This is a genomic window from Thermosynechococcus sp. PKX82, assembly GCF_031583255.1.
Classification (GTDB): domain Bacteria; phylum Cyanobacteriota; class Cyanobacteriia; order Thermosynechococcales; family Thermosynechococcaceae; genus Thermosynechococcus.
In genome coordinates this window covers 1,336,379-1,356,113 of record NZ_CP134169.1, presented here as the reverse complement: position 1 = coordinate 1,356,113, position 19,735 = coordinate 1,336,379, and the positions used below count along the sequence as shown (strand labels likewise).

Annotated in this window: 19 protein-coding genes; 14 read left to right on the top strand and 5 right to left on the bottom strand. The window is 53.6% G+C overall.

The window, feature by feature from the left end; genetic code table 11:
- The first annotated feature begins 1 nt into the window (after position 1).
- From RHH53_RS06650 to RHH53_RS06615, 8 genes are all read left to right on the top strand, one after another.
- Positions 2–589, top strand: a complete 588-nt coding sequence (locus tag RHH53_RS06650; RefSeq protein WP_310743565.1) for a Uma2 family endonuclease — start codon at positions 2–4, stop codon at positions 587–589.
- An 81-nt stretch (positions 590–670) separates the two neighbouring features.
- Positions 671–1,930, top strand: coding sequence for a bifunctional glutamate N-acetyltransferase/amino-acid acetyltransferase ArgJ (gene argJ / locus RHH53_RS06645; RefSeq protein ID WP_206199484.1), 1,260 nt, complete (start codon positions 671–673; stop codon positions 1,928–1,930).
- A 50-nt stretch (positions 1,931–1,980) separates the two neighbouring features.
- Positions 1,981–2,670: a response regulator transcription factor gene (locus tag RHH53_RS06640; RefSeq protein ID WP_310743564.1), complete on the top strand. Its 690-nt coding sequence runs from the start codon at positions 1,981–1,983 to the stop codon at positions 2,668–2,670.
- Complete coding sequence (locus RHH53_RS06635) at positions 2,624–4,027, top strand: HAMP domain-containing sensor histidine kinase (RefSeq protein WP_310743563.1); 1,404 nt, start codon at positions 2,624–2,626, stop codon at positions 4,025–4,027. Before RHH53_RS06640 ends, RHH53_RS06635 begins: the two co-directional genes overlap by 47 nt.
- A 488-nt stretch (positions 4,028–4,515) precedes the next feature.
- Positions 4,516–5,190, top strand: a complete 675-nt coding sequence (locus RHH53_RS06630; protein ID WP_310743562.1) for a Fe2+-dependent dioxygenase — start codon at positions 4,516–4,518, stop codon at positions 5,188–5,190.
- Between the two features lie 51 nt (positions 5,191–5,241).
- Entirely contained in the window at positions 5,242–5,790 is a 549-nt protein-coding gene (locus tag RHH53_RS06625; protein WP_310453541.1) for a PepSY domain-containing protein, read from the top strand.
- A gap of 333 nt (positions 5,791–6,123) precedes the next feature.
- Entirely contained in the window at positions 6,124–6,636 is a 513-nt protein-coding gene (gene fldA, locus RHH53_RS06620; RefSeq protein WP_302677848.1) for a flavodoxin FldA, read from the top strand.
- Positions 6,637–6,721: 85 nt separating this feature from the next.
- Positions 6,722–7,345: a Crp/Fnr family transcriptional regulator gene (locus RHH53_RS06615; protein ID WP_302677847.1), complete on the top strand. Its 624-nt coding sequence runs from the start codon at positions 6,722–6,724 to the stop codon at positions 7,343–7,345.
- Here the strand turns inward: RHH53_RS06615 and sufD are convergent.
- Both sufD and sufC read right to left on the bottom strand, forming a co-directional pair.
- Positions 7,342–8,628 (bottom strand): Fe-S cluster assembly protein SufD, encoded by a 1,287-nt coding sequence (gene sufD, locus RHH53_RS06610; protein WP_310743561.1) that lies wholly within the window; start codon positions 8,626–8,628, stop codon positions 7,342–7,344. The genes RHH53_RS06615 and sufD overlap by 4 nt on opposite strands.
- Positions 8,625–9,407, bottom strand: coding sequence for a Fe-S cluster assembly ATPase SufC (gene sufC / locus RHH53_RS06605; protein ID WP_286626523.1), 783 nt, complete (start codon positions 9,405–9,407; stop codon positions 8,625–8,627). The genes sufD and sufC overlap by 4 nt, the downstream gene beginning before the upstream one ends.
- A gap of 151 nt (positions 9,408–9,558) precedes the next feature.
- Between sufC and RHH53_RS06600 the strand changes: the two genes are divergently transcribed.
- Positions 9,559–11,211 carry an aldehyde dehydrogenase family protein gene (locus tag RHH53_RS06600; RefSeq protein WP_302677846.1) on the top strand — a complete coding sequence of 551 codons (1,653 nt, stop codon included), beginning with the start codon at positions 9,559–9,561 and terminating at the stop codon, positions 11,209–11,211.
- A gap of 2 nt (positions 11,212–11,213) precedes the next feature.
- Here RHH53_RS06600 and RHH53_RS06595 read toward each other — a convergent pair whose 3' ends face one another.
- The 3 genes from RHH53_RS06595 to crtR are packed head-to-tail and all read right to left on the bottom strand — an operon-like array spanning position 11,214 to position 14,366.
- Positions 11,214–12,452, bottom strand: coding sequence for an endo-1,4-beta-xylanase (locus RHH53_RS06595; protein ID WP_310743560.1), 1,239 nt, complete (start codon positions 12,450–12,452; stop codon positions 11,214–11,216).
- 55 nt (positions 12,453–12,507) lie between these two features.
- Positions 12,508–13,467: an ABC transporter ATP-binding protein gene (locus RHH53_RS06590; protein ID WP_302677845.1), complete on the bottom strand. Its 960-nt coding sequence runs from the start codon at positions 13,465–13,467 to the stop codon at positions 12,508–12,510.
- Positions 13,468–13,481: 14 nt separating this feature from the next.
- Entirely contained in the window at positions 13,482–14,366 is an 885-nt protein-coding gene (gene crtR / locus RHH53_RS06585; protein ID WP_399364977.1) for a beta-carotene hydroxylase, read from the bottom strand.
- 154 nt (positions 14,367–14,520) lie between these two features.
- On the opposite strand from crtR, the gene recN reads away from it, so the two are divergent.
- The 5 genes from recN to csaB all read left to right on the top strand — a co-directional run bounded on the left by recN (position 14,521) and on the right by csaB (position 19,690).
- Positions 14,521–16,239, top strand: coding sequence for a DNA repair protein RecN (gene recN, locus RHH53_RS06580; RefSeq protein ID WP_310743559.1), 1,719 nt, complete (start codon positions 14,521–14,523; stop codon positions 16,237–16,239).
- A gap of 67 nt (positions 16,240–16,306) precedes the next feature.
- A complete protein-coding gene (locus tag RHH53_RS06575; protein WP_206199471.1) occupies positions 16,307–16,672 on the top strand; it encodes a resolvase in 366 nt (121 codons plus the stop codon).
- 41 nt (positions 16,673–16,713) lie between these two features.
- Positions 16,714–17,982, top strand: coding sequence for a histidine--tRNA ligase (hisS, locus tag RHH53_RS06570; RefSeq protein WP_310743558.1), 1,269 nt, complete (start codon positions 16,714–16,716; stop codon positions 17,980–17,982).
- On the top strand, positions 17,952–18,674 hold the full coding sequence (locus RHH53_RS06565) for a CbiX/SirB N-terminal domain-containing protein (RefSeq protein ID WP_310438354.1): 723 nt from the start codon (positions 17,952–17,954) through the stop codon (positions 18,672–18,674). Before hisS ends, RHH53_RS06565 begins: the two co-directional genes overlap by 31 nt.
- Positions 18,671–19,690: a polysaccharide pyruvyl transferase CsaB gene (gene csaB, locus RHH53_RS06560; protein WP_302677841.1), complete on the top strand. Its 1,020-nt coding sequence runs from the start codon at positions 18,671–18,673 to the stop codon at positions 19,688–19,690. Before RHH53_RS06565 ends, csaB begins: the two co-directional genes overlap by 4 nt.
- Positions 19,691–19,735 lie beyond the last annotated feature (45 nt).

Below are 19,735 nucleotides of genomic sequence, written 5' to 3'. Positions count from 1 at the left end.
CATGAACCCGACGACTCGCACATTAACACCATCCCCGCTGCACTTCCGCATTGAGGACTATCACCGTTTAGCTGAACTCGGCTTTTTGGGCGAGGATGATCCCATCGAATTAGTGCGGGGGGAACTGATTAAGATGGCGGCTAAGGGGACAGCCCACGAAACCTGTATCACCCGACTCCTGCGGGTCTTAATGCCAATGGTGGGTGAGCGGGCAACCCTACGCTGTCAATCGCCGATTGTAATTGCAGATCACAGTGAACCTGAGCCAGACATTACCCTTGTTGACAATCGGGAGGATGATTACGCCACGGCGCATCCGACAGCAGCGGCAGTGCAATTGCTAATTGAGGTGGCGGACTCTTCCCTAGAGTACGATCGCACTGTGAAATTGATGCTCTATGCCGAGGCAGGGATTCCCCACTACTGGCTTTTTAACTTGGTGGATCGCACTCTCGAAGCCTATAGTGAACCAGCGCAAATTACACCGACAACCTTTGGGTATTTGAATCGGCGAATTGTGCCCGCGACGGGAGCGATCGCCCTGCCGATCACTGAACAACGGCTCCTCTTGAGTCGTATTTTCCCCTAGACTTCTGCAAAAACCGTTAATAGTGGCTGTTTTGGGAAAGACCCTTGATATAATCGCAACGATTCTCTTATTGACGACGCTATGAGCCACTGGCAACAGATTACGGGTGGTGTGACTGCCGCCAAAGGCTATCGAGCTGCGGGCATTGCGGCAGGACTGAAGGCTTCGGGGGCACTGGATTTGGCCTTGATTGTTTCCGATGTGCCGGCGATCGCCGCTGGGGTATTTACGACGAACCACATGTGTGCGGCACCTGTCACCTACTGTCGTCAGCGGTTACAAACGAAGGGAACAGCGCAGGCGATTTTGTGTAATTCCGGTCAGGCCAATGCGGCTACGGGAGAACAGGGCTGGCAGGCGGTTTTCGCCCAAGCAGATATGGTGGCAACGGCCTTGGGGGTAAGTCCAGAGATGGTGCTCGTGGCTTCGACGGGGGTCATTGGTCAACCCATTCCTCTTGAGAAAATGCGCCAAGCTCTACCGACACTGACAGCGAACTTGAGTGATGCAGGTGGAGATGCCGCGGCGCGGGCAATTATGACCACAGACTTGGTGCCCAAGCAAATTGCCCTCGAAGCCGAGTGGGAGGGGCAGCCCATTCGCATTGGCGGTATGGCCAAGGGGTCAGGGATGATTCACCCGAATCTGGCGACGATGCTGGCTTTTATTACCTGTGATGCTGCTGTGTCGCCCCCTCTGTGGCAGGAGATGCTGCAACGTGCCTGCGATCGCTCCTTCAATCAAATTACCGTTGATGGCGATACCAGCACCAATGACAGTGTGATTGCTTTGGCCAATGGACAATCGCGCACCCCTGCGATTACGGCGCCGGGCGCAGCAGCCAGCCGCCTTGAGGAAATGTTAACGGCGGTCTGTGTCCATTTAGCCAAGGCGATCGCCCGTGATGGCGAGGGGGCGACCTGTCTCATTGAAGTTCAGGTGAGTGGTGCCAGTGATGATGCCGCTGCCCGTCAAGTGGCCAGAACCATTGCGGGTTCAATGCTCGTCAAATCAGCCATCTATGGACGGGATCCCAACTGGGGACGCATTGCCGCCGCTGCTGGCCGCGCTGGGGTGCCCTTTGATGCCAGTAATCTGGCCATTTCCCTTGGGGGAATTGCCATGATGCGCCAAGGTCAACCCTTACCCTTCGATCGCGCCGCTGCCAATGCCTACTTAGTCAATCAAGCCGCCGCTAGTAGCGATCCCAGTGGCCAGCAGTCCCTCGAACAGCCGGTGGTGATTGAAGTCAGTATTGGTCATGGCAGTGGTCGAGGTGTCGCTTGGGGCTGTGATCTCAGCTATGATTACGTTAAAATTAATGCCGAGTACACCACCTAGTCCTACAGCTGGGCAACGAACACAGGGGTGTCCCCACGCCGCCGGCCTTAATGAAAATTTTAATTGTTGAAGACGATCAAACCATCGCCAACTTAATTGCCGAATCCCTAGCCCATCAGCGCTACACCCCTGAAGTGGTACATGATGCCGAATCAGCTCTTGAGTATTTAGAGGCCACTGCCTTTGACCTACTGATTTTAGATCTGGGCTTACCGCGCATGGACGGCCTAAGACTGTGCCAAATCCTTCGCCAGAGAGCCTACCAGCTGCCTATTTTGATCCTAACGGCTCGAAACACCAGTACTGACAAAGTCATGGGTCTTGATGCCGGCGCCGATGACTACCTAGTCAAGCCCTTTGATCTGGCTGAACTGTTGGCCAGGGTACGTGCCCTACTGAGGCGTCAGTCGTTACCATTTTCCTCTGTTCTTAGGTGGGGCGCCCTCACCCTGTATCTAGACAAAGCCAAAGTCACCTATAACAACCAAGAGCTCCAGCTGACCCCCAAAGAGTATGCCATTTTGGAGGTGTTGTTGCGTAACGGCAGTCGCATCCTTAGCCGCTCAGCAATTATCGATCATGCGTGGTCATTAGAGGAAGTGCCAGGGGAAGAAGCCGTTAAAGTACACTTAAAGAGACTGCGGCACAAACTAAACGCAGGCGGGGCTCCTCCTAATTTTATTGAAACTGTCTATGGTTTTGGCTATCGGCTTAATCCCAACTTTGAATCGCCAAGTTAGCAATCTGCGGCATCGCCTGTTTTTTATATACTTTTTGGTGATTACTGGAATTTTATCTATCTCTTCATTCTCAATTTACTCTCTGATTGTTTATCACCGCTACAATCAACTCGACGATCATCTAAAAGAAGTAGGCACCCAGTCTGCAAATATCTTGGAAATCCTGCAGCACGAGTATGAAGAGTTAAAGAAAGAACCAAAATATAAAGGGTATGTTCCTAAAAATGTTTCAGGAGACTTGCAACCAATTACAGTTTCTCAATTAATGGGCAAGTATTATTTTGAGTCTGTCTATGAAGTCATGACAAACTTCCCCAGTCATTTTTCTCAGAGTGTTCAATGGTATGACAAGGATAAGAAATTAATTGTTTATGAAGGCAGAAGGATGGACAAAGTGAGTATACCGAATCATCTTTCTGACGCTGGAACAATTGTCAAAGAAGATCAATATCGCTATTTCTTTCTGCCGGTATATGCCAGAGCAAACAAAATGGAGCCTCATCGCCAAGCCATTGGCTATGTCTGTGTCATAGAATCAACCGCTGAGTTAGATCGGGAGCTAGAATACTTAAAATCTATCTTTCTATTGAATATCCTCGGCATTAGTATGATTACGCTTTTGGCAGCATTTTGGTTAACTAATCAAAGTCTTCAACCGATTCTCATTTTACTCAATCAATTAAAACAATTCACTGCAGATGCCTCCCATCAATTGCGACATCCCCTAACGGCAATTCAATCTTCGATTTCCTTGCTAGAGCAATACTCCAAGAATCTTGAACCATCCCAATCAAATAAATTCAAAGTAATTTTATCCGCCTGTTACCAGATGAATACCTTGATCAATCAGCTATTGCTTCTAGCGCGTATGGATCATCATAAACTTGATCAGAGTCAATGGGTCAATGTTGACTTGGATGAGCTATTGGAGTCACTCGTTGAGCTACAGTACGATCGCGCTAAGAAGAAACAGATTCATCTGACCTATCACTGTGATACCAATGCCTATGTCTATGGCAATCCTGAACAAATTTATGAGATTTTTAGCAATCTTTTGGATAATGCGCTTCACTATACCCCTAGCCATGGGGCTGTAACCATTAACCTCAAAAAAAGGGGGGCGTTTGCGATTGTTGAGGTTCAGGATACTGGCATCGGTATTCCTCCCGAAGACATCTGCCAAGTGTTTAATCGCTTTTGGCGTTCTCAGGAGGCACAGTTGTACCATGCCCAAGGCTCAGGGTTAGGTTTAGCAGTGGTGAAGGCGCTGGTTGAGCACTATGGGGGCACGGTAGACGTCCAGAGTCAGCGGCATCAGGGAACCACCTTTACAGTCAAGCTCCTCGCCCGCTCCTAAGTACAGCAACCTTCCCTAGATTGTTACTTTTCTTGAGCACAATCATAGAGTAAAAGCCCATTGAACAAGGAGCAACCTATGAATAGTTACGGTTCAAAAGCCCTCTGCCTATTTGTCTCCCTAGGATTGGCAAGCACAATGGCGAGTTGCAGCAATCTCAGTGCCGGTAATGAAGAGGGAGGGGTCTCCTATGAGTTTCCAGCGCCGGCTGCCAGCGCTTCTGCTGTCGCTGCTACGAAAAACCGAACTATTGGCTCCAGCATTTACCTGATGGCCGAAGGAGGTGAATGGGGCGAAGGCGAGGAAGGTGGAGAGGGTCGTTATCGACGCCGACGCTGGTGGTCCTATTCCCATTCGTAAAGTTAGAGCAGGAAGTCCGAATTCCGAGGTGAGGAATCTACAACCTTCAGGCCGGGGAGGATGTCAACCTTGTTTTTCCTCCCCCCAAGTTGTTGTCTTTATGGGTCAGCCCCTAGGAAAGCAAGCCAATGCTACTGCAAGTCCATCAAGTCTTAACCTCTGAAGAACTGCATCGCCTAAATGTCATCCTTGAGTCAGGGGTCTTTGTAGATGGCAAATTGACTGCCGGGCTCTATGCAAAAACGGTTAAAGACAATCAACAATTGGCGCAAGACAGTGAGGCGTATGCGCTGGCTTCAGAAATCGTGCTTGCAGCCTTAACAAGAAATCATCTCTTCCAAGCCTATGTACAACCTAAGGTCATCCGTCCCATCCTTTTTAGCCGCTACGAACCCGGCATGGTCTATGGCAGCCATATGGATAATGCCCTAATGGGTAGCGGTGAGCAGTTGAGTCGCTCTGATGTGTCCCTCACCCTCTTTCTGAGTGATCCTTGTACCTATGAAGGGGGAGCCTTGGTTCTCGATACCAGTTTGGGCGAACAGTCCTTTAGGTTGCCTGCGGGCTCAATGATTGCGTATCCAGCCATCTTTTTGCATCGAGTGGAACCGCTGAGTCAGGGTGTTCGCCTTGTAGCAGTCACATGGGTGCAAAGTTTAATTCGCGATCCTTTGGAACGAGAACTGCTGTTTGAACTGGATACTGTTCGCCGCAGCATTTTTGAAAAACAGGGGAAAACCATTGAGTTTGACCTGCTTTGCAAGGTGCACGCCAATTTACTGCGCAAATGGGCAGATGTTTAAGCCAAGGTATTCCTTTCAGGAATCTACTGAGTTGAATGGAGACGGGCGAGAATGAAAATACGTCAACTGCATCGTCAAGTCGCGATCGCGCTGTGGCTGCCCTTGGGGTTAACGATGTGGACAGGCTTGGCCTATCGGTTGGGTCGCAGTTGGTTAGGACTATCCAAAGACTTTGGCAAATTGATGATGACAATCCATACGGGCGCCTTTTTGGGGGAGTCCTTCAGTTTGCTCTATGTGCTCTGCTTGGGCTTAGGGGTGGTCGTACTGACCGTCAGTGGTTTTAGGTTAATCAATCCCAGACGACTCAAGCAGTACCACCGGCTGGCTCAGCCAAGCAGCAGCCTGAGACTCATCCATCAGTATGGAGCTATTGTTGTCTTGCTGCCGCTTTTGGTGAGTGCCATCACAGGAGTTGCTTACCACTTGAGTCAACAGTGGCTGCATTTGCCAAAACAGCAGCTGGCTGTCTTACTCCAGATCCATGAAGGAGCCTATTTGGGTGTCGTCTTCAAGCCTCTCTACATCTTGGCGCTCAGTGGCGTCTTGCTCCTGATGTTTTTAACGGGCTGGAAAATGCGCGGTAAGCGCTTCGGGTGATCTCGCCAGCAGCACCGCCTAGATGGTGGGGATCGCTTACTCAGATTCCTAAGAACCTTCTGCCCTTGGTTGGCCTCTTGACCATAGCTGCTTCAGTACAAGGGAGCTTTGATTGCCAACTACGACGACTCCATTGAGGGCACAATCGGTGCTGAACAGAGGCTCGAAATTTTTGGACGATCAACAGCGAGTCTTCTAAAACAGGTTTCCAGTTGAAATAAATTTGCAATAATAAATAGGGGAGCACGACAGTGTTCACAGGCTCCCCAATCCTGCCGATCGCCCCAGAACATCCTAGGAGAACGCCAGCAAAAATTTACGAGGATGTTATCGATGGCAACAATTGGCTTATTTTATGGAACCCAAACTGGCAACACCCAGATGATTGCAGAGAAAATCCAGTCCGCCTTTGCCAATGCTGCGGTGGTAGAACTGCATGATATAGCATCAGCAAGTCCCTCTGACTTTGAGGCCTACGATCGTCTGATTATCGGCTGTCCAACGTGGAATGTGGGCGAACTTCAAGCCGACTGGGAGGGCTTTTACGAGGAGCTAGACAGCATTGATTTCACTGGCAAAAAAGTGGCCTACTTTGGCGCAGGAGATCAAGTGGGCTATGCTGACAACTTTGGCGATGCCATTGGTATTCTTGAGGCAAAAATTAGTGAACGGGGTGGTGAGACGGTAGGATACTGGTCGACGGCGGGGTATGAATTCAATGCCTCCCAAGCGCTGCGGGGAGATCGGTTTGTGGGTCTACTCATTGATGAAGACAACCAGTCCGATCTTACGGATCAACGCGTTCAGCAGTGGGTCGCACAACTCAAGCAAGAGTTTGGTCTCTAGATGGTTTTGGGGCAACTCAGTGAATGCGGGGTTGCCTCTCTTTTGAATTTTGATAATAGTAATCATTCCGTTTTTGGGTATGGGAATGATGTCCGTCCCCCTCTATACACCTATTGATCCAGCCACAACTGTGGCGAAAGCCTACCCAGCTTTTGAGCTAGGCCGCAATGCATCCCTCGTGCTGCGGGAGCGTGTTTGGCTGATTCAAACAGGGATTATTGAGATCAACCTCGTCGACAGCGACGGCAACCTCTGTTTTATTGGGTTAGGGACGGCGGGAATGGCCGTTTGTGGCTCCCCTGATCTTTGCTATGAAATACAGGCGCTAAGCCCAAGTCGCCTCCTCTCATTTACGGCCGCTGAGGTACACGCATCTGCCCACTTACCACGCCTCATTTGCGAGGGGCAACAGTATCGGCAGTACTACAGTGATCTGTTACTGAAGGCCGGTCATTATCCCACTGCTGTGCAGCGATTGTATGAAGTTTTAGTGGTTTTGGGGCAAATGATTGGGGTCAGCACCCCCGCGGGTGTTCGCCTCCCTGTGCGGCTCACCCATGCCCAACTGTCCCGCTACACAGGCATTACTCGGGTAACCGTAACCCGCTTGCTCCACCAACTGCGTCAGCAACAGCAGCTCCGCTGGGGGCGCGATCGCCACCTGATTCTTCTTGGCCAAGATTCATGCTGCCCAAAGAACAGGGGTTAGTGTAGCTTAGCCAAGAGCGCCGCTTCCACTTCCTGCTGCAGGGGCTCGGGTTGAAGATCCGTCAGTTGTTCAAGGGCAAAGGCCTTGACCAGCAAATCCTGCGCTTGGCTCACCTCTAGACCCCGACTGCGCAGATAGAACAGATCCTCGCTGGCCAGTTGACTCACCGTGGCACCATGGGAGCACTTGACGTTGTCGGCAACAATCTCCAATTGAGGCTTGGTATCAATACGCGCTTTGTCCGAAAGCAGCAGGGTGCGGTTCAGTTGACTGGCATCGGTTAGTTGGGCAACCTGTGGCACAACAATACGGCCATTAAAAATGCCGTGGGCGCGATCGCCAAGAATGCACTTGTGAATCTGTTCACTGCCGCTATGGGGAGCATTAAAGAACACTGCCGAGTGGGTGTCCATAATTTGGCTATCCATGGCGATCGCCAGTCCCTTCAGGATTGTCTGGCTGCCACTGCCTTGGATCTGCACCTGCCAATTGTGGCGGCTCAAGCATCCCCCCAAATCAACGGCGTGCCCCTCGTAGTCACTGTCTTGGGCTTGGCACACCGCTGTACAGCCAATGTGAATCGCCGTTGGTGATTGGTGTTGAATCCGCACATGGCGCAGGCGGGCACTGGCGCCTAGGGAGAGTTCCGTGACACTGTTGGTGAACTGTTGATCGCCCGTGAGGGACAAAAAGCGTTCAATCAGGGTAGCTTGACCGTGGGCAGCCACTTCAACCGAGAGGCGCGGTGAAACAACGCTCTGCTGCTGCCGACTACTGACACAGAACACCTCCACAGGTTCAGGGAGAGTCCCCGATAGACGCAGACAAACCCGATCCGCAAGCATGGCGGTATTGAGATCACTAAAGACCTCTGGGGGCGCGATCGCTGGTAAGGAAGGGGGCAATAGCTCAACCCCAGCGGCATTCACACGGGAGAGTTCTCCGCAAAAATAGCCATCAATCAGAACAATTTGGGCAACGGTTGGAAAGCTGCGCTCACACAGCAGATGCCGCACTTCGGCAACAATTTCTGGATTGAGGGGGGCAATGGGGGCTTGGAAGGATCGCGTCCGTAAAGCCGATAAATCCGTAAAGCGCCAATCCTCATCGCGGGGGGTGGGCAAGGTTTGCTCATGGAGGCGATCGCAGGCCGCTTGCCGCAGGGATTCTAACTCAGCATGGCGCGGGGGCGGTGCGCAGTTTAATAGATCATTGAGTTCATTCGTGCGACTGGCCTTGGGCAGATCCGCTTGATCGGAATTGGCGTTGACTGTAATGGTCATGATACAGCCCCCTCCTCTTCGCGAACCCAGTCATAGCCCCGCGCTTCCAGTTCTAGGGCCAGTTCCTTCGACCCTGTGAGGATAATCCGACCCCCCTCCATCACATGGACATAGTCAGGCACGATATAGTCCAGCAGCCGTTGATAGTGGGTAATCAGGAGAATGCAGTTATCGGGACGAGTCAGTTGGTTGACCCCATTGGCGACAATGCGCAGGGCATCAATATCAAGCCCAGAGTCGGTTTCATCGAGAATGGCTAGAGTCGGCTCCAGCAGAGCCATTTGCAGAATTTCGTTGCGCTTTTTCTCGCCGCCAGAGAAGCCCTCATTCACCCCGCGATTGAGGAAGCCTTCATCCAACTTCACCAGTTCAATTTTCTGTCGCACGAGATCATCAAAGTCAAAGGCATCCAGTTCCTCGAGACCTTGATGCTTGCGCTTGGCGTTGTAGGCCACCCGCAAAAAGTCGAGATTGCTCACCCCCGGAATTTCAAGGGGGTATTGAAACGCCAAAAAGACGCCTTCACGGGCACGCTCTTCAGGGGGCAAGTCCAAGAGATTCTTGCCTTTGTAGAGCACTTCGCCACCAGTTACGGTGTAGTCGGGATGACCCGCGAGAATTTTTGAGAAGGTGCTTTTGCCGGAGCCATTGGGACCCATGATGGCGTGAATTTCCCCAGCGCGAATCGTCAAGTTCAGGCCTTTGAGAATGGGGGTGTCCTCCACACTGGCCGTTAACTCTCGAACTTCTAAAATGACTTCGCTGTCGGGACGAATCACGCCTTACCTCCCTTGCATCGTTCATAATTTTTTAATGTAGCGCAGCGGGCTGGCGATCGCGATTGAGTTTCTTGGCAGAGGAGTATTGACGACAACAGTACACCGGCACCGCTGTCAAACCATGCCCACAGGAGAAAATCAACCACCTTTTATGACACTCTCAACAACCACCATTCCCGAACTGGAACGCCTCCATCAGCAGGCCAGCCGCTGGCAATGCCTCGCACCGCGAGAGCGCATGGGCTATCTTCAAGCCATGAAGACCCTTGCCCGTCGCCATGCTCCAGAATGGGTGACCTTGGCCTGTCAAATCAAAGGTATTGACCCCCAGGGGGTTTGGGCAGGGGAAGAATGGACAACAGGCCCTTTGGGCTTAATTCTCAAGCTCGATCACTATCTCCATGCCCTGCGTCACGAGGCAACTCCTCCAGTGCCGCGCTGGCGAACTGCCCCCAGTGGTCAGGCGATCGCTGACATTCTGCCGCGCAATTGGCAAGAGCGTTTACTTTGGTTTGGGGTGAAAGCCGAAGTTTGGCTCCAACCCGATCAACCCCCAAGTCAGGGCAGTGCTTACCGTAACCCACCGCCGCCGGGGGTCGCTGTGGTGCTGGGGGCGGGCAATATCACATCATTGTGCTTGGCGGATGCCCTCTATCAACTGGTGGCGGCCAATCGAGTGGCACTACTGAAGATGAATCCCCTCTTGGCGCCTTTGACGGAGTGTTTTCGCAAGATTTGTGCGCCCTTAATTGAGGCGGGTTTCCTTGAGATTGTTGAAGGAGATGCCGCCCTAGGGGAAGCCCTCTGCCATCATCCATTGACGCAGCACATTCATATTACTGGGTCCCACCACACCTACAATCGTCTAGTTTGGGGGGAAACCGCTGCAGAACAGGCCATTCGCAAAGCCCGCCAACAACGGAAGCTGACCAAACCCGTGACAGCAGAATTGGGAAATGTCACTCCCCTGTTGATCGTTCCCGGCGAATGGACAGCAGCAGAACTGACCTACCAAGCCCGCCAAGTGGCCAGTGCCCTTGTCCATAACGCCAGCTTTAACTGCATTGGGGCGCAAATCCTCGTCACGGCTGCGGGATGGCCCCAGCGAGAGGCATTCCTCAACACCCTGAAGGCACAACTGCAAGCGATTCCCCCTCGCCCTGCCTATTATCCGGGCGCGATCGCCCGCTATGAGTCGTTTCTGGCGGATTATCCCCAAGCCACAGTGCTGAGTCCCGCTGTCGAAGGCACGATTCCCTGGACCCTGATTGAAGGCCTCACCCCCACGGCCAATCCCCGCATTTTCCAAGAGGAGGTCTTCTGTGGTCTGTTGGCAGAGGTGCAATTGCCCGTTAGCGATGCCGCCGCCTACCTCACCACTGCCGTGCCCTTTGTCAATGAGCGGCTCTGGGGTACCCTCGGCTGTAGTCTAATCGTTGATCCGCGTACTGAGGCCAGCTATGCAGACGTGCTGGAACAGGCGATCGCCCAATTGCGCTATGGTTCTATTGCCATCAATGCATGGGTTTCCTTGGCCTATGGGTTGGGCTGTACCCCTTGGGGAGCCTTTCCTGGACATACACCAGCGGCCATTGGTTCTGGGGTGGGCGTGGTTCACAATAGCTTTCTGTTTGACTATCCCGAAAAAGCCGTGGTTCGTGTTCCCTTCCAGTTACCGGTCACGCCCCCTTGGTTCTATGGCCATCGCAGCCTACCCCAACTGGCGCAGGCGGTCATGGACATTTACGCTGGCGGCAATCCCTTGGGTTGGCTGTCCCTCTTGATGGCGGCGATGCGGGGCTAGGCTCATAGCCGAACGGTGACGGTTTTCCCCCCTTGAGGCAGTGTCAACTCCTGTGTGCGGGTTTGGCCTTGGGCTGTCACTGTTAGGCGATAGCGACCAAGATAGCCGCGTCCTTGCCATTGGCCTTGGGCATTGGTTTGACCCGTCACCCTTGTCCACCAGTCCTCAAAAAGGAGTTTGCGGTAGGCGATCGCCGCTGGCTTGGCGGAAAAGTCTTGGCGATAGAGTCCGGCTTGGGGACGCCAATGGTTCCCCGCCCAAAAGCCCCAAAGCAAAATTTCCTTGACTGCGGGGTGGGCAAAACCAATGCGGTAAATTTGGCGCAGGGTCTGGGCCTGCTGTTGTTCGTCCGCCAAACTCACACTCACTTCGGTAATTTTCAAGGGCAGATTGAACTGGGCGAGGGTATCGAGGGCACGCTGCATTTTGGCCTCATCCAAGGGATATTCCAGATGGGCTTGAATACCGATCCCGCCAAGGGGAACCCCTTGCGCCAAGAGACGACGAATCTGCTCAACATAGTCATTCAGGCGATCGCCCTCAATGATGCCGTAGTCGTTGACATAGAGAATCGCATCGGGATTGCCCTCACGGCACCATGCAAACATCTCTTTGACAATGCCCTCACCCAAGCGACTGCGGAAAAAATTGCCATGGAGCATCTCATTGTTGACATCAAATTCGTTGATCCGACCGCGATAGTGGCGACACACGGCAATGGCATGGTTTTTCACCGCTGCGCGCAATTGCTCTGGTGGCAGTGTTTTCAGCCATGGGGGATTAAACTGCTCTACTTCCCAAAAAAGGGTATGCCCCCGCATTGGCCAGCCTTGGGCCTGCACCCAGCTGAAAATGGTGTCAGCCATGGTAAAGTCCAGCTTGCCCTGCTCTGGCTCCAATTGATACCACTTGAGGGCATTTTCATGAACCGCCGCATTGAAGTTTGCCTGAGCCGTTTGTTTGTACCAAGGCGCAGCCGCGGGTGGGGAGGGGCGAAACATCTCGGTGTCAAGGGCAACGCCAAAGGGAAAGGCATGGCTTTGCTGCAGCAGTTGGATGCGGGCATTGGGAATCGGACGGCCTTGGCCATTCTCAACAACGACGGTGAGGGGCGCCTGTCGCAATTGCTCAATTTGCTGGCTGAGGGCATCAGTGGCCACAGAAGAGGCAGAGGTACCACAGGCAACCACTAAAAGAGCGGCCAAGCAACTCAACCAGAGAAAACGGCGCCAGTTCAGCATGAATCAACCCTTAGATCACTAGAGCTTCAGACGGATTGTCGCTATCCCAAGCTCCCTAATGGGTCACTTGAATCCCCTGTTGACGCAGTTGTTCGACAAAAAACTCTTCGAGGGTGGGGCGCGCAAGGCGCAGTTGGAGGATTTTGCCGCCCATCTCTTCAACGAGGGTGAGGAAGCGTTGGAGGGGAATTTTGATCACGCCTTGCCAGCGATCGCCCTGAATTTCTAAGGAATAGAGCCATTCCTGAAGGCCATCCACATGACCGCCTTTGCCCACCACGTGATAAGCTTCGCTACTGCCAAGGAGTTCATCCACACCGCCTGCGCAAATCAATTGCCCTTGCGCCAAAATACCAATGCGATCGCAAATGGCCTCGACATCCGCCAGCACATGGCTATTAAAGAAGATAGTCTTACCCTGCTGTTTTAAAGAAAGAATGATCTCGCGAATTTGGTAGCGGCCAAGGGGGTCGAGACCCGACATGGGTTCGTCCAAAAAGACCACTTCGGGATCGTTAATCAGGGCTTGCGCCAATCCTACCCGCTGCACCATCCCCTTCGAGTAGCGGCGCATTTGCTTTTTGCGGGCATCCTTGAGGTTGAGGCCCACCATTTCCAACAGCAGAGGAATGCGTTCCTTGCGGGTGGCAGCACTGAGGCCAAAGAGTCCCGCCGTAAACTCTAGAAACTCCCAAGCGGTTAAATAGTCGTAAAAGTAGGGATTTTCCGGCAGGTAGCCAATCCGCTGTCGCACAGCGCGATCGCCCAAGGGATGTCCCAGCAGCGTACCCTGCCCTGCACTGGGTTGCACTAGCCCCAAGAGAATCTTCAGCAGGGTGGTTTTACCGGCACCATTGGGTCCCAGCAGGCCAAAGGTTTCCCCTTGGTGCACTTGCAGCGAGACAGACTTGAGGGGCGTGAGCACCGTCCGCAGCCAAAATCCGCTACGGTAGGACTTTTGTAAGTTCTCAACCGCCACCACAGGGGGGCGATCGCCCGCAGCGTCAGCCAGCATATCGGAGATTCACCTCAGGAAGAACGAGGGCGATGGAAATGCAAACCCACCAAAGCATCATAGAGAAAGGGCAAGAAATTCCCTGGTTCCAATATACCAAGGGTTTGTTTGCAGCCGTGGGCATCGAGAAGCGGTTTAACGGCGTAGTAGGCCGGCTGCACTTTGTACCAAGGAATATTCGGCCAGAGGTGATGGATGAGGTGATAGTTTTGGCCAAAAATGAGAATGTTCAGGAGGCGACTGGGATAGACCCGCGCATTGTGCCAGCGATCGCGCTCGGTATGGGGACGATGGGGAAAATAGTCAAAAAATAGCCCCAACATCAGACCCACCACCCCAGCGGGCAAAAACCAATAGTTGAGCACGTAGTCTAAATAGCCATTAAGCGCCGCAAAGGTGACAATGCCCACCAGCGTCAAGCGACTGAGAAACCACTCTAGGAGTTCGTACTTCCGCCAAAGCTGCCGCTTAAAAAAGAAAACCTCGTGGTAGAAAAAGCGGGGCGCGATTAGCCACAGGGGACCCCCTTTGGAAACATAATGGTCGGGATCGTTTTCGGGATCATTGACATGGGCATGGTGCTGCATGTGCACCCGCGTAAAGACAGGGAAAACAAAGCCCAACATCAGGGCACTGCCATGACCCATAATTGCATTCATGATGCGGTTACTGTGGGCAACATTGTGGGAGGCATCGTGGATTACTGTGCCCATGAGGTGCAAGGCCAGCATATTGGCCACAAATGAGACCCAGCCCGGCCAGTGACCCTGAAAGTAGCCCCAAGTGGATAGAATGGCGATCGCAAATGCGGCAAAAAACATCACTAAAGTGGGATTAAAGCCCACTGGTGGACCTAAAAATTCCTTGGGAACCGTGGCCGGGATCGCTGCCTCCGTGATCATCCGCGCGGTCGCTCCTCACATTGTTGCAAAATGTTACCTTCATACTATGTAGGCTAATCAGCGGTACAAAATCAAGTCGCACGATCCCAAAAGTGGGTCACCGCCCTTTGCTCAAGGATGGCCCTAGAACCGTTGCTCTAGTGGAGCCACAATGCTACAAACGCTGCGGATTCAGAACTTTGCCCTCGTTGCGGAGCTAGAGGTGACCTTTCAGCGGGGGTTGAATGTCCTCACGGGGGAAACGGGGGCAGGCAAGTCGATTCTCCTCGATGCCATTGATGCTCTCCTTGGGGGGAAGCTCTCGGCGCGGCAATTGCGATCGGGGACAGAGCAGGGCTGTATCGAAGCTATTTTCACCCTGACCCCCCCAGTGAGAGACTGGCTGGCCACCCTAGAAATTGATGCTGAAGGGGATGAGGTGATCTGTAGCCGCGAGTTTAGTCTCAAGGGGGAAACCTTTCGCAGTCGCAGCCGGGTCAATGGTGTGCTAGTGAATCGCCAGCAACTTCAGGAATTGCGGCGGCACCTTGTGCGCCTGACAGCTCAAGGACAGGCAGTGCAACTGGCCAGCGCTTCTCAACAGCGGGATTGGCTCGATCGCTATGGGGGCGAGGCCTTAATGAGCCAGCGGCAGCGGGTGGCAGACGCCTACCAAGTATGGCAACAACGGCAACGGGAATTGCAGAATTTTGCCGCTCAGGAACAGCAACGGCTCCAGCGACTCGACTTACTGCACTTTCAACTGCAAGAACTGCTGCCGGCTGCCCTAGACGACCCTGAAGAACTGACCCAATTGCAACAGGATTACCAACGCCTCAGCCATGTGCAGGAACTGCAAAGCCAAAGCCAACAGGCCTATCACCTCCTCTACGAAGGGGAACCCAGTGTGGTGACGTTGCTGGCGCAAGCCCAAGGGGCACTGCAATCCATTGTCGACTGGGATCCAGCGCTTCAGCCGATGAGCGAATTGTTAGAGGGGGCGATCGCCCACACCGAAGAAGCCGCCCGCCAACTGCGCAGTTATGCTGATCGCCTCGATGCGGATCCAGCTACGCTCGATGCCCTAGCTCAGCGCATTCACCAATTACAACGCCTGTGTCGCAAGTATGGCCCTGATTTGGCCAGTGTTATTGCCTATCGCGATCGCATCCAAGCAGAATTAGCAGCCCTGAGTCAACAATCCATCAGCCAAGAGCGCCTAGCGGCAGAAGTTGCCCAACTGCGGCAGGCCCTTGAACAAGCCAGTGCTGAACTTCACGAATTACGACTAAGGGCGGCAGAACGCCTCGAACAAGACCTCCTTACCCACCTTTGCCCCCTTGGACTTCCCCAAGCCCGTTTTACTGTGCAGTTGACGACCACAGAAGCCAGTAGTAGCGGCAGTGATGAGATTACCTTTCTCTGGAGCGCCAACCCCGGTCAACCCCTGCAACCCCTTGGGGAGGTGGCCTCTGGCGGTGAAATGAGCCGATTTTTACTGGCGTTGGAGACCTGCTTGACGACACAGCAAACACCGAAAACGTTGATTTTTGATGAAATTGATGTCGGGGTCTCTGGCCGCGTCGCGGGGGCGATCGCCGAGAGTTTAAGCCGATTGGGGCAAACCCATCAGGTGTTGTGCGTTACCCATCAATCCTTGATTGCGGCAGCGGCTGATCATCACTATTTGGTGCAAAAGGACATTGATCCCAGTACCGCCACAACGGTAATTCGTGTGCAATACTTAACCAGTGAGGCACGTGTCCAAGCCCTTGCGGATTTAGCGGGGGGCGATCGCTCGGCAATGGCACTGTCATTTGCCAGTGGCCTATTGGCACAGCAACAACGCCCCTTTCCGCCTAACGCCAAAGGAATTAGCATGAAAACCTGACGATTTGATGTCCATATCCTTACAGTAAAATAAGTTTGATAGCAACATTACCGTTTGGCCGTTCTCAATGCAGCGTTCTTCCTATCCTGCGGGGGGGGATGAGTTAATGACCATTGATCAAGTGCAGCAAACTCTCCGCCGCTCCCGTGCGTCTATTTATCGTTATGTCAACACCAATCATGAAACCATGAATCCCCCCTTTGATCCCCAACGCCTCAATCCAGAGCATCGCAAAAGCCGCCGTGAACCGCTGCTGTTTCACCCCAATGAAGTGGCTCGTTTTGCCCGTGACGTGATGGGCATTACTACCCTCCAAGTGGAATTAAAAACCACGCCCCCCAATCCGACAGATGATCTCCTCAAGGAAATTCTCGGGGAATTAAAGCACATTCGCGAGGTTCTAGAGCGGGTGGAGAAGTTACTAGGAAGCTAGGCAGGTATAATACGTCTGTTTCATTTGCGCATTGACCACACATGGGTTTGCAAGCACCACGGGGAACTCGCGATATTTTGCCCGCTGAGCGGGTCTATTGGCAGTATTTAGAAACCATTGCTCGCCAGATTTTAGATCGCGCTGCCTACCGCGAAATTTGCACTCCCATTTTTGAGCAAACCCCTCTGTTTGAGCGGGGCATTGGTGAAGCCACCGATATTGTCAGTAAGGAAATGTACACCTTTAGCGATCGCGGTCAACGGTCGCTGACGCTGCGGCCAGAGGGCACGGCGGGGGTGGTGCGCGCCTATATTGAACATGGTTTGCACAGCCAAGGGGGCGTCCAACGCCTGTGGTACCTAGGGCCCATGTTTCGCTACGAGCGGCCACAGTCCGGTCGCTATCGCCAGTTTCACCAGTTGGGGGTGGAAGTTTTAGGCAGTGCCGATCCCCGTGCCGATGCCGAAGTCATTGCTGTGGCTTTAGATATTTTGCAGGCCTTGGGACTGAAGGAGTTAACCCTGATGCTCAACTCCGTGGGCGATCGCGAGGATCGCAGTGAATATCGTCAGGCCTTGGTGGATTACCTCACCCCCTACAAAGCAGAGTTAGACCCCGATTCCCAAGAGCGTCTGCACCGCAACCCCCTGCGCATTCTCGATAGCAAAGACCCTCACACCCAAGCGATTGTGAAGGAAGCGCCGCGGCTGTTGGACTATCTCAGTCCGCGATCGCGCGACCATTTTGAGCAGGTGCAATCCCTCTTGCAGGATCTGGGCATCCGCTACCAGATAAATCCTGCCCTTGTGCGCGGCCTCGACTACTATACCCATACCGCCTTTGAATTTCAGGATTTGCGTTTGGGCAACGAGGGAACCGTCTGTGGCGGCGGTCGCTACGATCACTTGGTTGAGGAATTAGGGGGACCTGCCACCCCCGCCATTGGTTGGGCGATGGGACTGGAACGGTTGATTTTACTCCTGCGCGATCGCCCGTTGCCGCCGCGTGATCAACCCTACCTTTATATGGTGACCCGTGGCAAAGCTGCCGAACGCCAAGGCCTGATTTTGGCACAGCAATTGCGGCATCAAGGCTATACCGTAGAAATGGATCTCAGCGGCAGTGCCTTTGGTAAACAGGTCAAACGCGCCGATCGCGTCGGTGCCACCGTTTGTTTGGTGATTGGCGAGAGCGAAGCGGCCGATGGCACAGTACAGCTGAAGTGGCTGGCCTCTGGGGAACAGGTCTTGGTACCGCAACAGGAACTGTTGAGCGAAACTTGGCGATCGCGCTTTTCTGCCCCATCATGATGGCCTATTTTCTCATTAGCCACGGCAGTCCTGCCCCTGAGCCACAGGCGGCAATGGCCTTTTTGTGTCAGCAACTCACCCGCCTAGGAATGGTGGGCTGGGGCACCCTTGAGGAAGAACCACTACCTAACAAGATTCAGGAATTCAGTGGCCAAGCGCAACGTCAAGGCGCTCAGCGGGTAGTCATCCTACCCCTGTTTTTACTACCGGGCAACCATGTGGTGGTGGATCTGCCGCAGGCGATCGCGAGTACTGACTCGCCTTTACCTTTAGAACTATTGACCTTCTTAGGGGGGCAACCCCTGTTTCAAGCGTGGTTACGGCAGGCGATCGCCGATGCAGCCGCCGATATTCTCCTTGGCCACGGCAGTCGTCGGCCTGAAGTTCACCCTTGGTTTGAGGAACTGTGTCAGACCTGTGGTGTGCGTCCAGCGCTGCTGACCGAAGTGGGAAGTTTAGACCATGCCCTTGAGACGCGGATGGCTCAGGGGTATACCAGTAGCAAAATTTATGGCTACTTTCTCTTTGGCGGTAAAACCGTTGATCAGGTTCACAGCCAACTGGCGACATTGCAAGTCAGGTATCCCCACCACGCTGTTTCCTTGGTGCCAGCCATTCAACCCACCTCCGCCTTGATCAACGTTCTTCAAGACATTCTTCAGGCAGTGCCGCTAGTGGAGCCTGTCGCATGAGTCAAGTCTTTCTCTGTGGCTACTACGGCTATGGCAATGCCGGGGATGAAGCCCTCTTGGCAACGCTCCTCGAACAGTTGCCGCCCCACGTTTCACCGGTTGTCCTCAGCGGCAATCCTACAGCCACAGCAGCCCGCTATGGCGTTGCTACCTGCGATCGCCGCCAGTGGCCAAAGGTGCTGCGCACCCTACAACAGAGCCAAGCCTTCATTTGGGGTGGTGGGAGCCTCATTCAGGATGTCACCAGTTGGCGCAGCCCCCTCTATTACCTTGGTTTGATGACCCTTGCACAGCGCTTTGGCTGTCGCACTATTGCTTGGGCACAGGGGATTGGCCCTCTGCGATCGCCTTTCTATCGTTGGTGGACACGGGCCCTTCTGCGGCGTTGTCTTGCAGTCACGGTGCGCGATTCTGGGTCAGCGGCTCTCTTGCGGCAGTGGGGCATTCCCCATCAACAGGGTGCCGATCCCGTGTGGCTGATGTCAGCCCGTCCTGTGCTACCTCCCAAGGACAAGGCACCCATTGCTGTGTGTTTACGTCCCCATCGACACCTCACGGGCGATCGCTGGCAGCTTCTGAAAATGGCCTTGCGGCAGTGGCAGGCAGAGACGGGGGTACCGCTTTTGCTGTTGCCCTTTCAGCCCCAACAGGATTTGCCCTTGGCTGAGGATCTCTATGGGGCATTAGTCCCTGAGCAGACGCAACTCGTGTCCTGTGAGGATCCCCGCGAGATGAAGGGACTGTTGGCGACAACGGCGGGGGCGATCGCCATGCGCCTCCATGCCCTGATCATGGCGGCTAGTGTGGGTTGTCGCTGTTTTGCCCTCAGTTATGATCCCAAGGTGAGTTACCTCATGGCCGATACGGGTATGGCGGGGGTTGAACTAGCAGCATTGCCCCCTGACCCCACTGCCTTGATCCACCAATGGCAACACACCTTCACAGCCCCCGTGCCCGACTATCAACCCTACCTGCAATCGGCTGCGGTTCACAAGGCAGTACTGAATCTCCTCTAGGCCAGCCCTTCAGCAAGGATAGGATAAGATCAACTCGATGCGTCG

Coding starts and splice junctions, on each gene's coding strand:
- RHH53_RS06650 (WP_310743565.1), top strand. CDS start 2: ATGAACCCGACGACTCGCACATTAACACCATCCCCGCTGCACTTCCGC.
- argJ (WP_206199484.1), top strand. CDS start 671: ATGAGCCACTGGCAACAGATTACGGGTGGTGTGACTGCCGCCAAAGGC.
- RHH53_RS06640 (WP_310743564.1), top strand. CDS start 1,981: ATGAAAATTTTAATTGTTGAAGACGATCAAACCATCGCCAACTTAATT.
- RHH53_RS06635 (WP_310743563.1), top strand. CDS start 2,624: ATGGTTTTGGCTATCGGCTTAATCCCAACTTTGAATCGCCAAGTTAGC.
- RHH53_RS06630 (WP_310743562.1), top strand. CDS start 4,516: ATGCTACTGCAAGTCCATCAAGTCTTAACCTCTGAAGAACTGCATCGC.
- RHH53_RS06625 (WP_310453541.1), top strand. CDS start 5,242: ATGAAAATACGTCAACTGCATCGTCAAGTCGCGATCGCGCTGTGGCTG.
- fldA (WP_302677848.1), top strand. CDS start 6,124: ATGGCAACAATTGGCTTATTTTATGGAACCCAAACTGGCAACACCCAG.
- RHH53_RS06615 (WP_302677847.1), top strand. CDS start 6,722: ATGATGTCCGTCCCCCTCTATACACCTATTGATCCAGCCACAACTGTG.
- sufD (WP_310743561.1), bottom strand. CDS start 8,628: ATGACCATTACAGTCAACGCCAATTCCGATCAAGCGGATCTGCCCAAG.
- RHH53_RS06600 (WP_302677846.1), top strand. CDS start 9,559: ATGACACTCTCAACAACCACCATTCCCGAACTGGAACGCCTCCATCAG.
- RHH53_RS06595 (WP_310743560.1), bottom strand. CDS start 12,452: ATGCTGAACTGGCGCCGTTTTCTCTGGTTGAGTTGCTTGGCCGCTCTT.
- RHH53_RS06590 (WP_302677845.1), bottom strand. CDS start 13,467: ATGCTGGCTGACGCTGCGGGCGATCGCCCCCCTGTGGTGGCGGTTGAG.
- recN (WP_310743559.1), top strand. CDS start 14,521: ATGCTACAAACGCTGCGGATTCAGAACTTTGCCCTCGTTGCGGAGCTA.
- RHH53_RS06575 (WP_206199471.1), top strand. CDS start 16,307: ATGCAGCGTTCTTCCTATCCTGCGGGGGGGGATGAGTTAATGACCATT.
- hisS (WP_310743558.1), top strand. CDS start 16,714: ATGGGTTTGCAAGCACCACGGGGAACTCGCGATATTTTGCCCGCTGAG.
- csaB (WP_302677841.1), top strand. CDS start 18,671: ATGAGTCAAGTCTTTCTCTGTGGCTACTACGGCTATGGCAATGCCGGG.